Annotated in this window: 14 protein-coding genes; 11 read left to right on the top strand and 3 right to left on the bottom strand. The window is 61.6% G+C overall.

Annotated elements, in window-relative coordinates:
- Positions 1–20: 20 nt before the first annotated feature.
- The 8 genes from mrdA to lipA all read left to right on the top strand — a co-directional run bounded on the left by mrdA (position 21) and on the right by lipA (position 8,598).
- The gene (gene mrdA, locus BS300_RS11980) at positions 21–1,943 is read left to right on the top strand and encodes a penicillin-binding protein 2 (RefSeq protein WP_041209959.1); all 1,923 of its coding nucleotides are present in this window, start codon (positions 21–23) and stop codon (positions 1,941–1,943) included.
- Positions 1,936–3,039 carry a rod shape-determining protein RodA gene (rodA, locus tag BS300_RS11975; RefSeq protein WP_041209958.1) on the top strand — a complete coding sequence of 368 codons (1,104 nt, stop codon included), beginning with the start codon at positions 1,936–1,938 and terminating at the stop codon, positions 3,037–3,039. Before mrdA ends, rodA begins: the two co-directional genes overlap by 8 nt.
- Positions 3,039–4,040, top strand: coding sequence for a lytic murein transglycosylase B (gene mltB, locus BS300_RS11970; protein ID WP_071913001.1), 1,002 nt, complete (start codon positions 3,039–3,041; stop codon positions 4,038–4,040). Before rodA ends, mltB begins: the two co-directional genes overlap by 1 nt.
- Entirely contained in the window at positions 3,979–4,965 is a 987-nt protein-coding gene (locus BS300_RS11965; protein ID WP_071912999.1) for a septal ring lytic transglycosylase RlpA family protein, read from the top strand. The genes mltB and BS300_RS11965 overlap by 62 nt, the downstream gene beginning before the upstream one ends.
- Positions 4,966–5,152: 187 nt before the next feature.
- Positions 5,153–6,349 carry a D-alanyl-D-alanine carboxypeptidase family protein gene (locus BS300_RS11960; protein ID WP_033112718.1) on the top strand — a complete coding sequence of 399 codons (1,197 nt, stop codon included), beginning with the start codon at positions 5,153–5,155 and terminating at the stop codon, positions 6,347–6,349.
- Between the two features lie 282 nt (positions 6,350–6,631).
- The gene (ybeD, locus tag BS300_RS11955; RefSeq protein ID WP_005348100.1) at positions 6,632–6,895 is read left to right on the top strand and encodes a DUF493 family protein YbeD; all 264 of its coding nucleotides are present in this window, start codon (positions 6,632–6,634) and stop codon (positions 6,893–6,895) included.
- A gap of 63 nt (positions 6,896–6,958) precedes the next feature.
- On the top strand, positions 6,959–7,636 hold the full coding sequence (gene lipB, locus BS300_RS11950; protein WP_071912997.1) for a lipoyl(octanoyl) transferase LipB: 678 nt from the start codon (positions 6,959–6,961) through the stop codon (positions 7,634–7,636).
- Complete coding sequence (lipA, locus tag BS300_RS11945) at positions 7,633–8,598, top strand: lipoyl synthase (protein ID WP_041209955.1); 966 nt, start codon at positions 7,633–7,635, stop codon at positions 8,596–8,598. Before lipB ends, lipA begins: the two co-directional genes overlap by 4 nt.
- A gap of 400 nt (positions 8,599–8,998) precedes the next feature.
- Here the strand turns inward: lipA and BS300_RS11940 are convergent, their stop codons facing one another.
- Together BS300_RS11940 and BS300_RS11935 are read right to left on the bottom strand one after the other, a co-directional pair.
- Positions 8,999–9,559 carry an NUDIX domain-containing protein gene (locus tag BS300_RS11940; protein WP_143241776.1) on the bottom strand — a complete coding sequence of 187 codons (561 nt, stop codon included), beginning with the start codon at positions 9,557–9,559 and terminating at the stop codon, positions 8,999–9,001.
- A gap of 7 nt (positions 9,560–9,566) precedes the next feature.
- Positions 9,567–10,367 carry a DUF2989 domain-containing protein gene (locus BS300_RS11935; protein WP_071912993.1) on the bottom strand — a complete coding sequence of 267 codons (801 nt, stop codon included), beginning with the start codon at positions 10,365–10,367 and terminating at the stop codon, positions 9,567–9,569.
- A 211-nt stretch (positions 10,368–10,578) separates the two neighbouring features.
- On the opposite strand from BS300_RS11935, the gene BS300_RS11930 reads away from it, so the two are divergent.
- Complete coding sequence (locus BS300_RS11930; RefSeq protein ID WP_071912991.1) at positions 10,579–12,012, top strand: glyceraldehyde-3-phosphate dehydrogenase; 1,434 nt, start codon at positions 10,579–10,581, stop codon at positions 12,010–12,012.
- 40 nt (positions 12,013–12,052) lie between these two features.
- On the top strand, positions 12,053–12,346 hold the full coding sequence (locus tag BS300_RS11925; RefSeq protein ID WP_011707127.1) for a DUF1315 family protein: 294 nt from the start codon (positions 12,053–12,055) through the stop codon (positions 12,344–12,346).
- A gap of 260 nt (positions 12,347–12,606) precedes the next feature.
- Here the strand turns inward: BS300_RS11925 and ansA are convergent, their stop codons facing one another.
- Positions 12,607–13,614, bottom strand: coding sequence for an asparaginase (gene ansA, locus BS300_RS11920; RefSeq protein WP_005354141.1), 1,008 nt, complete (start codon positions 13,612–13,614; stop codon positions 12,607–12,609).
- 441 nt (positions 13,615–14,055) lie between these two features.
- Between ansA and gltS the strand changes: the two genes are divergently transcribed.
- The gene (gene gltS, locus BS300_RS11915; RefSeq protein ID WP_042029850.1) at positions 14,056–15,255 is read left to right on the top strand and encodes a sodium/glutamate symporter; all 1,200 of its coding nucleotides are present in this window, start codon (positions 14,056–14,058) and stop codon (positions 15,253–15,255) included.
- The last annotated feature ends 132 nt before the right edge of the window (positions 15,256–15,387 follow it).

Raw genomic sequence — 15,387 nt, 5'->3', positions numbered from 1 at the left:
AATGGTTCTGAGGTAAAGGCATGCTGAAACAACGCATCGAGATGCGCGATCACAGTGCCGAGGGCAATCTGTTCTTCCGGCGCACCCTGGTAGCCTACATCGGCATCGTCGTGCTGATGCTGGTGCTGCTGGGCAATCTCTATTACCTGCAGGTCGAGTCTTACGACACCTACCAGACCCGCTCCAACTCCAACCGCATCCGGGTGGTGCCGGTGGCGCCGCCGCGCGGCCTCATCTATGACACCAACGGCGTGCTGCTGGCGGAAAACCGCCCCGTCTACAGTCTGGAGATTGTCCCCGAAGAGACGCCGGATCTGGCCAAAACCGCCGATGAGCTGGTCGCCCTGCTGGGGCTGCCGGAGGGGACAAAAGAGAAGTTTCTGGCCGAAGTGAAGCGCCAGCGCCGCTTCAAACCGGTCGCCCTCTACGAGAAGCTGACCGAGTATCAGGTGGCGCTCTTTTCTGTCAACCAGCACAACTACCCGGGTGCCAGCATCGAGGCTTACCTCAAGCGCTACTACCCGTTTGGCGACACCCTTACTCATGCGCTGGGCTACGTGGCCAAGATCAACACCCGCGACGTGGAGCGCCTCGACAAGGAAGACAAACTCGCCAACTACGCAGCCACCAAGGATATCGGCAAGCAGGGGGTGGAGAAGTATTACGAGGATGAGCTGCACGGCGTGGCGGGCTATCAGGAGGTCGAGGTCAACAACCGCGGCCGGATTGTCCGCACCCTCAAGTTCCAGCCCCCGGTTCCCGGCAAGGATATCTACCTCAACATCGATGTGCGGCTGCAGCTCAAGGCCCAGCAGCTGCTGGCCGGACAGCGTGGCGCCATCGTGATGATGGATCCCAAAACCGGCGCTATTCTGGCCATGGAGTCGAGCCCGAGCTACGACCCCAACCTGTTCGTGACCGGTATCTCGGGCCCCAACTACTCGGCGCTGCTCAACGATCCGGCGCGGCCGCTGGTCAACCGCACCACCCAGGGCATCTATGCCCCCGCCTCCACCGTCAAACCCATGATGTCCATCATGGGCCTCAACGAAGGGGCCATTACCCCGGGCTATCGCTACTTCGGTGGCCCCAGCTTCTCCATTCCCGGTACCACCAAGAAGTTCCGCGACTGGCGCCGCTGGGGTCATGGCTGGCTCGATGTCTATCGCGCCATCGAGGTATCGGCCGACACCTACTTCTACGATCTTGCCTACCGGGTCGGTATCGACAAGATCCACAGCTACATGACCAAGTTCGGCTTCGGTCAGTACACCGGGGTAGACCTCTATGAGGAGAGCAAGGGGGTCATGCCGTCCCGCGACTGGAAGATGGCTCGCTGGCGCCAGCCCTGGTATCAGGGTGACACCATCTCCATCGGTATCGGTCAGGGGTACTGGAGCGCCACCCCGCTGCAGCTGGCCAAGGCGATCAGCATCCTGACCCAGAACGGTCACGACGTCACCCCGCACCTGCTCAAGAGTACCGCCTCGCAGGCGGGCGTGGTCGATGCCCCGGTCAACCCCAACATCGCCCTCAAGCTCAAGAACGACAGCTTCTGGAAAGTGGCGCAAGAGGGGATGTGGCGCGTCAACCATGGCAGCGAAGGCAGTGGTCGCCTGTCGTTTGCCAAGGCCCCCTACTCCTCGGGTGGCAAGTCAGGCACCGCTCAGGTGGTCGGTCTGAAAGAGAACCAGGTCTACAACATCAAAACCGTCAAGGCGGAGCATCGCGACAATGCGCTATTCGTCGCTTACGCCCCCTTTGAAGCCCCCAAGGCGGTCGTTGCGCTGGTGCTGGAGAACTCCATTGGTGGTGGTGGTGGCCGTGCCGCATCCCCCATCGCACGCCAGATGATGGATGCCTTCCTGCTGCCGCCCGAACCCCAACTGCCACCGGCACCGGAAAAGCCGTCCAAACCGAGTGAGGTTGCTACCAATGAGTAATTCAGCCCGCCAGCAGAGTATCTGGTACAAGCTGCACATCGACCTGCCCCTGCTGCTGGGGTTGCTGGCCGTCATCGCCCTCTCCATGGTGGTGCTCTACTCCGCCTCCGGCCAGGATATGGACTCCATCGTGCGCCAGCTGGTGCGCGGCGGACTCGCCTTCGCCCTGATGATCGGCATGGCCCAGCTGCCGCCCTCCCTTTACGCCCGCTGGTCGGTGCCGCTGTTTGTCGGGGTGGTACTGCTGCTCATCGCAGTGGACGTATTCGGCCATATCGGCAAGGGGGCCCAGCGCTGGCTCGACTTGGGCTTTATGAAGTTCCAGCCCTCCGAGGTGATGAAGCTCTCCATGCCCATCATGGTCGCCGCCTGGCTCAGCCGTCACTCGCTGCCCCCCAAACTCAGTCACGTGGTGATAGCCCTCATCATGGTGCTGCTGCCGACCCTGCTGATTGCCGCCCAGCCCGACCTTGGCACCTCCATTCTGGTAGCGGCCTCCGGCTTCTTTGTCATCTTTCTGGCGGGGCTCAGCTGGTGGCTGATCGGACTGGCGGTGCTGCTGATTGCGGCCTTTATGCCGGTGCTCTGGTTCTTCCTGATGCATGACTACCAGCGCCAGCGGGTCATGATGCTGATCGACCCGGAGAAAGATCCGCTCGGCCGCGGCTATCACATCATCCAGTCCAAGATTGCCATCGGCTCCGGCGGCGTCTTTGGCAAGGGGTGGCTGCAGGGCACCCAGTCCCAGCTCGAATTTCTGCCCGAGCGCCACACCGACTTCATCTTCGCGGTATTCAGCGAGGAGTTCGGTCTGGTGGGGGTAGCGCTGCTGCTGGTGCTCTATCTCTACGTCATCAGCCGCTGCCTGTTTATCTCGATGCAGGCCCAGAACAGCTTTGAACGGCTGCTGGGTGGCGCCATCACCCTCACCTTCTTCGTCTATGTGTTCGTCAACATGGGCATGGTAAGCGGCATCCTGCCGGTGGTAGGCGTGCCCTTGCCGCTGGTGAGCTATGGCGGCACCTCCATGGTGACCCTGATGGCCGGTTTTGGCATACTGATGTCCATCCAGACTCATAGAAGACTGCTCGCCTGATGAGACGGGTTGGATTGCTGCTCTCGCTCGCCACCACGATGGCAACCGCCGCCGTGGAGCCGGATCGGTTGGCCCTGCTCGCCGAACAGCAGCAAGTACCGCTGGCCGAGTTGCAGGCGGCTGTGGCCAGCGCCCGGCTACGGCAGGAGGTGCTCGACACCATCAGCCGGCCGTGGGAGGCCAAGCCCTGGCACCGCTACCGGCCGCTGTTCGTCACCCCTGATCGCATCCGGGATGGCTTGCAGTTCTGGCAGCAGCATGCCGCCACGCTGGCGCGAGCCGAGCAGACCTATCGGGTACCGGCCTCGCTTATCGTGGCCATCATCGGCATCGAGACCTTCTACGGTCGCCAGATGGGCCGTCATCCGGTGCTGGACAGCCTCTACACCCTGGGGTTTCACTACCCCGAGCGCAGCGACTTCTTTGCCAAGGAGTTTGCCCAGCTGGTGTTGCTGGCCAAAGAGGAGGGGTGGCAACTCGATACCCTCAAGGGCTCCTATGCCGGGGCCATGGGGATGGGGCAGTTCATGCCCTCCAGCTATCGCCACTACGCCGTCGATTTTGACGGCGATGGCAAACGGGATCTCTTCGTCAATCCGGCCGATACCATCGGCAGCGTGGCCAACTACTTCGCCAGCCACCAGTGGCGCTGGGGCGAAGCGGTGGTCGAGCCGGCCCAGATCGGGCTGATGGCGGTTGATCCCCTGCTCAGGCGAGAGCCCGAGCTGACACAACAGTGGTCAGAACTGGCGGCGGCAGGGATTGAGCTCGCCACGCCGCTGGCCCCGCAGACGCCGGTCAAGTTACTGGCATTTGATCAAGCCGATGGACCGGAATACTGGGTCGCACGGCATAACTTTTATGTGATCACCCGCTACAATCGCAGCCCGCTCTACGCGATGGCGGTGTATCAACTTAGCCAAGCCATTCAGGAAGCGTATGCATCTTCGTCACAAACTCCTCCCGCTCAGCCTGAGCTTGTTGCTGGCCGCCTGCAGTAGCAGCCAGCCGGAACAGTCCGCCCCGGTCGATCTGCCGCCCGCCAGCAAACCGCCCGTTATCGAGATCCCGCAAGCCACCGGCGCCATCCCGCGTCCCGAGCCCCTGAGCACCAGCGGCAACCGCGACTACTGGCGCGGCCAGGAGAAATTCGAGGTGTGGCGCGATATCAAGCACTACAGCGAAGAGGGCACAGCCAGCTGGCTCTCTCCCTCCCTCGATGGCCAGAAGACCGCCAATGGCGACGTGCAGGACAGCAAGCTGTTCAGCGCCGCCCACCGCAACCTGCCGCTGCCAAGCTACGTGCGGGTCACCAATCTGGACAACGGGCTGGAGACCATAGTGCGGGTCAACGATCGCGGCCCGTTTGACAGCAGCCGCCTCATCGACCTCTCCCCCGCCGCCGCCAAACAGCTCGAGATGATCGAGGGGGGCGAGGCGCGGGTGCGGCTCGAACTCATCAACGACACCCCGGATCAGATGGTGATCATGGAGCCGATGAAGCCCATCGAGATGACGCCAACCGCCCCGGCTGCCGCCGCTGCACCTCAGGCGATGTCACAGGATGGCTTCATCGGTCAACCGACCGAGCTTGCCATGGCTGCGCCGGCCGCAGAAGCGGCGCCCGTCAAGGCCCCCGCCGCCAAACCAGCCAAAGTGGCACCGGCCAAACCGGCTCCGGCCAAGGCGGCAGCCCCTGCCAGCAGCGGTGACGGCAAGATGATCCAGGTACTGGCCAGCGGCTCCCAGCAGCGGGCCGAGGCGATGGGCAAGGTGATGACCCAGCGTTATGGCCTCCCCTACCGGATCGATAGCCATGGCGCCATTTTCCGGGTTCTGATTGGCCCTGTTGCGGCCGACCAGCAAGCCGCAACATTGGAAAAAGTGCGTCAGGGTGGCCTCGAACAGGCCTTTATCGTTCCCTGATCGTTACCCTTTTGCTGCGGGTGTGACTAACCGCTTACTTACCGCCATCACGTCGTTTTATGGCGTGCTGGCGTCAAGTGATGGATAAAAAACCAGTTCTGATCGCCATGTCGGGCTATAACCTGCGGGCGCATCTGGTATAGTTAGGCCCGCATTTTATCCCCATCTGGATCGCAGGAATTTCAAGATGTCCAAATTTGCCCGTTCAGTTCTTCTGGCCTCACTGATCAGCGCCACCGCTCAGGCCAATACCCCGATGCCGGCTCCTACTCCGAACAGCAACCCGGTTGTTGTTCCCGCCGCACCCGAGATCTCCGCCAAGGCCCATATTCTGATCGACTACTACTCCGGCCAGGTGCTGGCCGAGCAGAACGCCGAAGAGCGCCTGCCGCCCGCCAGTCTGACCAAGATGATGACCTCCTACATCATCGGCCAGGAGCTGCTGAAGGGGAACATCAAGCGTACCGACATGGTGACCATCAGCCAGAACGCCTGGTCCAAGAACTACTCCGACTCCTCCAAGATGTTTATCGAGGTGGGCAAGCAGGTCTCCGTCGATGACCTGAACAAGGGCATCATCATCCAGTCCGGCAACGACGCCTGCGTCGCCATGGCCGAATTCCTGGCCGGCAGCACCGACTCCTTCGCCAGCCTGATGAACAGCTGGGCCGCCAAGCTCGGCATGAAAGACAGCCACTTCATGAACCCGCACGGTCTGGATGCGGAAGGTCACTACAGTACCGCTCACGACATGGCCCGTCTGGGTCAGGCGCTGATCCGCGACCTGCCGGAGGAGTACAAGATTTACTCCCAGAAGTCTTTCGTCTTCAACGGCATCACCCAGCACAACCGCAACCGTCTGCTGTGGGACCAATCCCTGCAAGTTGACGGCATCAAGACCGGCCACGTCAGCCAGGTCGGCTACAACCTGGTCTCCTCCGCCACCAACAACGAAGGCATGCGTCTGATCGCCGTGGTGCTGGGTGCCAACAGCGAAGCCTCTCGCGCCGCCGAGAGCAAGAAGCTGCTCACCTACGGCTTCCGTTTCTTCCAGAGCCTGACCCCCTACAAGGCGGGCACCGTACTGGTCACCCAGAAGATCTGGATGGGCGACAAGCCGGAAGTGAAACTGGGTGTCGACAAGGATATCTCCGTGCTGGTCACCCGCGGTCAGGGCAACAACCTCAAAGCGGACTTCCAGCTTGAGAGCGAACTGAAAGCGCCGCTGGCCAAGGGTCAGCGCGTCGGTACCGTGTTCCTGAAACAGGGTGACAAAGAGATCAAGCAGGTTCCGCTGGTTGCCCTGGAAGATGTACAAGAGGGTGGCCTGATGAGCCGTCTGTGGGACTACCTGGTGATGCTGGTTTCCAGCTGGTTCAAGTAATCGGGACGCACAATCCTCACCATACAGCGGCGCCAACAGGCGCCGCTGCTGTTTCTGGTGGCTCCAGCCAGTGAATAACCCTGTAAACTGCAGGTTCCGCCCCATGCCGATTTGTGGTAAAAAGCACCACCCCCACTCATGTCTGACGATCCGGGCCTTGATCCCGGCACGGGCCATGCCCATATAGACTTGAGATGGCGGCCCTCGCGGGCCATCGGCCAAGCGCCAAACAAGAGTGCGTCATCCCGTGACGACGCCATGAAGACACCCAAAGGTGAGTAAATGAATACCAAGTTTGACGAACTGCTGGAGTTTCCCTGCAAATTCCCGTTCAAGGTACTCGGCATTGCCGACCCGGCGCTGCCGGACATGGTGGTTGAAGTGCTGCAGCAGCACGCCCCCGGCACCTACAGCCCGACCGTCCAGCCCAGCTCCAAGGGCAACTACCACTCGGTTCGCGTGACCGTGACTGCCCAGAGCAAGGAGCACATCGAAGCGATGTACACCGCCCTTGGCAAGATCGAGCTGGTGAAGTACGTACTGTAATGTCTCTCTCGCCCCGTTCTGCGGGGCGACTGTTTTTGGCCATTGAGCCGCCGTGAGGAAGCCATGTCATCCGGGATCCCCGCCCAGAACACGCTTATCGTCAGACATCTGGGTCGCCGCCCCTACCAGCTGGTATGGGACGCCATGAAAGCCTTCACCGACAACCGCACCGGCGACACCCCGGACGAGTTCTGGGTGGTCGAACACGACCCCGTCTACACCCAGGGTCAGGCCGGCAAGGCCGAACACCTGCTCAACCCGGGCAATATCCCGGTGGTGCAGAGCGATCGCGGTGGTCAGGTGACCTATCACGGCCCGGGCCAGCTGGTGCTCTACGTGCTGGTGGATGTGCGCCGCTGCAAGTTTTCGGTGCGCGAGCTGGTGACTGCGCTGGAGACGGCCATCATCAACACCCTGGCGAAAAGCGATATCGCGGCCTACGCCAAGGCTGATGCTCCCGGGGTCTATGTGAAAAACGACCTCGGCATGGAGGCCAAACTGGCCTCGCTGGGTCTACGCATCCGCAAGGGGTGCTCGTTCCACGGGCTGGCCCTCAACGTCAACATGGACATGACCCCCTTCCTGCACATCAATCCGTGCGGCTATGCGGGCATGGCCATGACCCAGACCAGCGCCCTGGGCGGCCCGCAAAGCGTGGCCGAGGCGCAATCCATTCTGGTGGCCGAGCTGGCCCGCCTGATTGGCTATCAAACAATAACAAACACCGAGAGTGAATCATGAGCAAACCCGTTCGTATGGAGCCGGGCGTCAAGCTGCGCGATGGCGACAAGATGGCCCTGATCCCGGTGAAATTCATGCCGGATCCCAACGAGGAACTTCTTCGCAAGCCGGACTGGATGCGGATCAAGCTGCCTCCCTCCAGCCAGAAGATCGAGCACATCAAGAGCACCCTGCGCAAGAACAAGCTGCACTCGGTATGTGAAGAGGCCTCCTGCCCCAATCTGGCGGAGTGCTTCAACCATGGCACCGCCACCTTCATGATCATGGGCGCCATCTGTACCCGTCGCTGCCCCTTCTGCGACGTGGCCCACGGCCGTCCGCTCCCCCTCGATCCGGAAGAGCCGAAGAAGCTGGCGCTGACCATCAAGGAGATGAACCTCAAGTACGTGGTGATCACCTCGGTGGACCGCGACGATCTGCGCGACGGCGGTGCCCAGCACTTCGCCGACTGCATCCGCGAGATCCGCGAGCACAGCCCGCAGACCCGCATCGAGATCCTGACCCCGGACTTCCGCGGCCGGATGGAGCAGGCCCTTGAGGTGTTCCGCGAGACCCCGCCGGATGTGTTCAACCACAACCTGGAAACTGCCCCGCGTATGTATCGCGTTGCCCGCCCGGGTGCCGACTACAAGTGGTCGCTGGAGCTGCTGCGCCGTATCAAGGAGATGCACCCCCACGTACCGACCAAATCCGGTCTGATGATGGGCCTTGGCGAGACCAACGAAGAGATCGTCGAGGTGCTTAAAGATCTGCGCGCCCACGGCGTCAACATGCTGACTCTGGGCCAGTATCTGCAGCCGAGCCGCCACCACCTGCCGGTGAAGCGCTACGTGCCGCCCGCAGAGTTCGACGAGCTGAAAGATGTCGCCATGGAGCTGGGCTTTACCCATGCTGCCTGCGGCCCCTTCGTGCGCTCCTCCTACCACGCGGATCTGCAAGCCAAGGGCGAAGAGGTCAAATAACCTCGCAGCAAAGAGGGGTCAAAAAAACCTCCTCTCGCCAGCAGCAACAAAAAGAGCGCCCCGAGGCGCTCTTTTTTATGGCTCAGCTCTTTTTATGGTTCATCTCTGGGCTGGCTGATGCTGCACTATCAAGACCGCCGACGCCCCTCCCCCGCATTCATCTGTTTATGCTGATTACGGCGGCAGATCGGACGCCTCTGCTGGCCAGCATGGCCGGCAAGCAGGACGCATCGGCAAGGCAAATTGTCTCACCAGTGCAACAGATAGAAAATTCCAACCGATTTATTTGCAACAATCTGAATCGTGAAGCCGCCCGCTATACGAGCAGGCGAGGCTCGATGCCCCCCCCGATATAGACGACAAAGAGAGGCGTAGCGCCCCCCCTTGTCACCCCTGATGGTCACTCCTCCTCGAAGCGCCCCTGCTGATGCCAGCGCTGCAACTGGGCCAGCACCCGGGTCTCCCGCGCCGTCCACTGGGGGCATGGCCCCGCCAGCTGGGTCTTGTTGGTCTGCAGCGCCTCATCGATCGCAAACCAGCCCGGCACAAAGCCAAGCCGGATCTCGTAGGGTTGCGGCTGCGGCGCCACCAGCTGCTCGCCAATCCGGCACAGATAGTAGAGCGAGCGAATGCAGTAGGCATCGAACCCCAACTCGCGGGCGGCGCGATACTCGCGGGTCTCGCCAAGCAGGGCGCCAACGTCCAGCAGCTCGGCGCCACACTCCTCCAGCAGCTCGCGGGCCAGCGCCACATGGTGGCTCTCCCCCGCCTCGATGCCGCCACCGGGGAACATCAGATCGCCGTTGACCCGGGAGTGAACCAGCAGCAGCTCGTCGCCGCGCAGCACCACGGCGCGCACCGTGAGGCGCTCCAGGGTGCGGCCATCGGTGGTTATCTCGCCATGCACAAACGAGAGGTCGAAGGGCTCGGGCCAGGCGCTGGCCCCGGATGGGTTGCTCATCATCTCCTCAGGGTCGGTAGCTGCCGCCTTGCAGTTGCCGGACGATCTCGGCCGCCTGGGCATCGAGGGCATCCTGACGGGGTTTGCTCAGGCTGTAGTAGAGGCCAAAACGCTTGGCGGAGACCTCGTGGTTGTTCGGGAAGGCTTCGCTCACCTTGCCCCACAGATAGGCCTGCTCATACTGCTTCTGGCCCATGTAGAGGGTGCTGAGGGAGGTGAGCAGACGGCTGTTGACCTGCTCCCCCTCGCGATAGAGGGAGAGGCCGTGGTGCAGGATGGCGATAGCCTTGTCCGGCTCGCTCTTGGCATAGATACCGGCCAGTACCAGCTGCAGGTCGGGCTCTTCCAGCCCCTTGCTCCCCTCCTGCGCCAGAAACTGCTGGCGAGCCCGCTCGTCACTGTTGTTGGTCCAGTGCCAGAGCAGCAGGTAGGGATCCTGCGAGTTGCGGGTCGCCGCATCGAGCCGGGCCAGCTGATCGCCGGCGGCCAGCATCCCCTCCACCCGCGGGCTCTTCTGCTCGCGGGCCCGCTTGTACTCGATGTTGGTGGAGTGCTCGGCGCACTTGATGTAACGCTCCAGACTACGCATCAGCTCGTAGCTGCGGCGATCGCTCTGCTCCTCTTGCAGATAGAAGCGGCTACGGATGACATCGGTGCGCTCGTAGCGGCACCAGCCGTCGTCCACCAGATCCTGACAGAGCTCGGGGTGATTGCTGCAGATGGTGTGGAGCCGATCGTTATCGCAACCGGCGACGGCAAGGCCGGCCGAGAGGATAAAGAGCGGTTGTCGCAGGGCTGTGGGGATCATGGCTCACATCTGGTTGATAACAGTGACTGGCAACAACTGGAGCCTTATGTGGCCACCTTCGGCTAGCAAACCGGTTACATATCCATTACAATGCGCGCGCCGTATAAGGCCGCGATTGCAGAATACTATAACGAAATCGACACCCCTACACTGATCTGCATTCGACGAATTTTCTATTTGCACCAACAACGTGAAATAAAGGATCTGGTCAATGACCCACGAGCACTATCTGCAAACGTGGCAGGAGAGCCAGGAGCTCGCCGAAGCCATGCAGCCCTTGATTGGTCGCCTCTACCGACAACAAGGGGTCGAGATCACCCTCTACGGCCGCCCGCTGCAAAACGCCTCCACCATCGATATCCTCAAGGCCCACCGGGTCGTCCGCCGCCACCAGGGCGCCCCCCTCCCCATCCAGCAAAGCTTCCCCCTGCTTCAGGCCATCGTAGCCCTCAAACCCACCGCCGCCGAGGTAGACCTTGGCAAGCTGGCGGTCGGTTACTGGCAGGATCATCAGGATGAAGCGGGGATCGAGGACTATCTGCAAGCGCGACTGGCACCGGCCCTTGGCCGCAGCCAGATGCCGCAGCCGACCGACGTGGTGCTCTACGGCTTTGGCCGCATCGGCCGCCTGCTGGCCCGATTGCTGATCGAGCGCACCGGCGCCGCCAATCCGCTACGGCTGCGCGCCATCGTGGTACGTGGCGGTCGCGACGGGGATCTGGAGAAACGTGCCAGCCTGCTGCGCCGCGACTCGGTGCATGGCCCCTTCAACGGCTCCATCGAAGTGGATGTTGAGCGCAGCGCCATCATAGCCAACGGCACCTTCATTCAGGTGATCTACGCCAACAGCCCGGCCGACATCGACTACACCGCCTACGGCATTCACGATGCGCTGATCGTCGACAACACCGGGGTCTGGCGTGACGAGGCGGGCCTCTCCGAGCATCTCAAGGCGCGTGGTGCCGGCAAGGTGCTGCTGACCGCTCCCGGCAAGGGGGAGATGAAGAACGTGGTGTTCGGCGTCAACCATGAGGTGATAGCGCCGGATGACAGGATCATCTCCGCCGCCTCCTGCACCACCAACGCCATCACTCCGGTGCTCAAGGTAATGCAGGAGCGGTACGGCATCCGCCATGGCCACGTGGAGACGGTTCACTCCTACACCAACGATCAGAACCTCATCGACAACTATCACAAGGGCGAGCGCCGCGGTCGCAGCGCCGCCCTCAATATGGTGATGACCAGCACCGGCGCCGCCAAGGCCGTGGCCAAGGCGCTGCCCGAGCTCAAGGGCAAGCTCACCGGCAACGCCATCCGGGTGCCGACCCCCAACGTCTCGCTGGCCATCATCAATCTGTCGCTGGAGCAGGCCACCGATCGGGAGAGCCTCAACGCCTATCTGCAACAGATGGCGCTAAGCTCGGCCCTGCATCGCCAGATCGACTTCAGCGCCAGTACCGAGCTGGTCTCCTCCGACATGGTGGGTTCCCGTTATGCGGGCATCGTCGACTCCCAGGCGACCATCGCCGAGGGGGATCACTGCGTGCTCTACGTATGGTATGACAACGAGTTCGGGTACAGTTGTCAGGTAGTGCGGGTGATGGAGCAGATGGCTGGCGTTGTCCGCCAGGATCTGCCGGGCTGACCCCGGAGTTTATGGCTCAATAGTTCAAGGAGAAGGCCGGATGTCGTTTCAACAGGGTGAGTTTTTGCAAGCAATCAGGCAGATGCCCGCAGAGGTGTACGAGCGGCTCAAGACCGCAGTCGAGCTGGGCAAGTGGCCCGATGGCAAGCCCCTCACCGACGAGCAGAAGGCCACGTCGCTACAGGCTGTGATGGCCTGGCAGGCGATGCACCTCGACAACCCGGAGCACATGAACATCGGCCGTGACGGCGAGATCGTGATGAAGAGCAAGAGCGAGCTCAAGCGTCAGTATCGCGACGAGGAAGAGATAGTCCGGGTCGACCTCAACCACTGAGCCTGACTCGGCAGGCCGCTTGCTGCGGCCACAACAGAGAGGGGAGCCATCATGGCTCCCCTCTTTTTCCTATCTATGCAGGATGACTCATCCCCCTCATCCCCAGCCCTTCTCCCGCCAGGGGAGAAGGGTGCAGGCTCGCACCTGCGCACAGTGAACTGGCCACCAGCCGACGATCTTCATGGCAAGCCTCGCGGCCAACAGCACCTCGATCTATCCCCTCTCCCGCCAGGAGAGGGTTAGGGTGAGGGCCGCAACGCTCAGGGGGTCAGCTCCCCACGCAGGGACTGCTGCATCAACTCGCGAATGCGGTGGGAGGGCAAATCCTGGCTCAGCAGGAAGTGGAGCTTGGTGAGCGCCGCTTCGGCGGTCATGTCAAAGCCCGAGATGACCCCGGCCCGCGACAGGGCGTTGCCGGTAGCATAGCCCCCCATATTGACCTTGCCGTGCAGGCACTGGCTCAGGTTGACGATGATAACGCCGCGGGCCGACGCCTCGGAGAGCAGCGCCAGCATGGCCGGATTCTGCGGCGCATTGCCCACCCCGAACGAGAGCAGGATCAGCGCCTTCACCGGCTGTTGCAGGATGTTGGCGATCACCTCGCTGGAGATACCCGGATAGAGGGTCACCACGCCGATGGGCTGGGGGGTGATGTCGTGCAGCACCAGCGGCCGCTCGGAGGGCACGCCCAACTCGCCCGCTTCCAGCGAAATCGCGATCCCGGCATTGAGCAGCGGAGGATAGTTGGGGGAATCGAAGGCGTGGAAGCCATCGGCGTGCACCTTCTTGCTGCGGTTGCCACGATAGAGCTGGTTGTTGAAGAACAGCGTCACCTCGTGGATCGGGTAGTTGGCCGCGATATAGAGGGCGTTGAGCAGGTTCTGCTGACCGTCGGAACGCAGCTCGGCGAGCGGGATCTGGGAGCCGGTGATGATGACCGGCTTGTGCAGATCCTCCAGCATGAAGGAGAGCGCCGAGGCGGTGAACGACATGGTGTCGGTGCCGTGCAAAATGACGAAACCGTCGTACTTGTCGTAGTTGTCGCGAATATCCTCGGCGATGCGCTGCCAATCCGCCGGGGTCATGTCGGAGGAGTCGATGAGAGGGGCATATTCGTGGATATGGTAATCCGGCATCTCGGGACGATGGAACTCGGGCATCCGCGCCAGACAGTCTTCCATAAAGCCCGCCATCGGCACATAACCGTGGTCGGAACGCTGCATCCCTATGGTGCCGCCTGTGTAGGCGATGTAGATGGACTTCTTCACACCCTCTCCTCTCTGTGGGCCGAAAACCCGCGAATGATAAACCATGCGGGGCGAACCAACTGCTCGGATCCCGTCCGTTTCCGCCGCGGGCTGGAAACCGGCGAATTATAGAGACTGACGCCTCAAATGACAGCCGTTCTCTGCGCCTTTTCGGCGTTTAGTTGCCATACCTCAATGGTGTTAAATTTCACAATAAGACACTAAAACGAGCATTAATACGACAAAGATGGAATTAAACGATGCTTTTTGCTACAATCCGCCGGATTTTACTAAAATCTCATCTGGATGCCTGAGCATTTCAGGCCCGCACAAGCCCCATATTTGCTGGGGCGGGGAGATGTTTCCCCTTCTTTGCTGGCACATAAGCCACACTGTTTTTATCCCGGCTGAATCTGTGAGTCTTCACCCCGAAGGCACAGCCAATCAACATGGGAGTACTGAATGTTACAACTTGATTCCTACGCAACCCTGGTCGCTGCCACTCTGGTACTGCTGCTTGGCCGCATGCTGGTCACCCGTGTCGGACTGCTGCGCACCTTCAACATCCCCAAACCGGTCGCTGGCGGTCTGGTCGTTGCCCTGATCCTGCTGCTGCTGCGTTCCACCATGCAGCTGGAACTGCAATTCGATACCAGCCTGCAAACCCCGCTGATGCTGGCATTTTTCGCCTCTATCGGTCTCTCTGCCGATCTCGCCAGCCTGAAACGCGGTGGCAAGGCGGTGGTCACCTTCCTGATGGTGGTCACCGGCCTGCTGCTGGTGCAAAACAGTCTGGGCGTCACGCTGGCCACCATGCTGGGCCTTGATCCCCACATGGGGCTGCTGGCCGGCTCCATCACCCTCTCCGGCGGTCACGGTACCGGCGCGGCCTGGAGTGCCACCTTCTCCGAGAAGTACGGGGTACAGTCCGCCGCCGAACTGGCCATCGCCTGTGCCACCTTTGGTCTGGTGCTGGGTGGTCTGATCGGTGGCCCGGTAGCCCGCTATCTGGTCAAAAAAGTGGAAGTGCCCGGCGAGGAGCACAACCGCGACGACGCGCCGCAAGGCTTCGAGATGCCCGATATGGAGCGTCCGCTGACCACCTTCAGCCTGATCGAGACCCTGGCCCTCATCGCCATCAGCCTGAAAGGGGGCGAGCTGCTCTCCGCCTACCTCAAGGGGAGTGCGCTGGAGCTGCCCATCTTCGTCTGCGTGCTGTTTGTCGGCGTATTGCTGCGCAACCTGCTCACCCTCTTCAACTGGCATGAAGTGAGCGATCGCGAAGTATCGCTGCTGGGCAACGTCAGTCTGTCGCTGTTCCTGGCGATGGCACTGATGAGCCTGAAACTGTGGGATCTGGCCAGCCTGGCGCTGCCCATCTTCATCCTGCTGGCCGCCCAGACCGTGGCGATGGCGCTCTACGCCATCTTCGTCACCTTCCGGGTCATGGGCAAAAATTACGATGCAGCCGTGCTGGCGGCGGGTCACTGCGGCTTTGGTCTGGGTGCCACCCCGACCGCGATTGCCAACATGCAGGCCATCACCCAGCGCTTCGGCCCCTCCCATCTGGCGTTTCTGGTGGTGCCCATGGTGGGCGCCTTCTTTATCGACATCATCAACGCCATGGTGATCAAGCTGTTTATGGCGATGCCATTCCTCTAATACCCCTTCCTGTCAGACGTATAAGAACAGAGCCCACCTTTGGTGGGCTCTGCCATTTCTGTATGCGGGCGACCTCGGCTCGTCACTCTTTCTGCACCTCATTCGTTCGGCCATTCCTGCGAGATAGATAAA

It is taken from the genome of Aeromonas sp. SCS5, assembly GCF_001887375.1.
Classification (GTDB): Bacteria; Pseudomonadota; Gammaproteobacteria; order Enterobacterales; family Aeromonadaceae; genus Aeromonas; species Aeromonas jandaei.
This window is presented reverse-complemented; position numbering and strand designations above follow the sequence as displayed.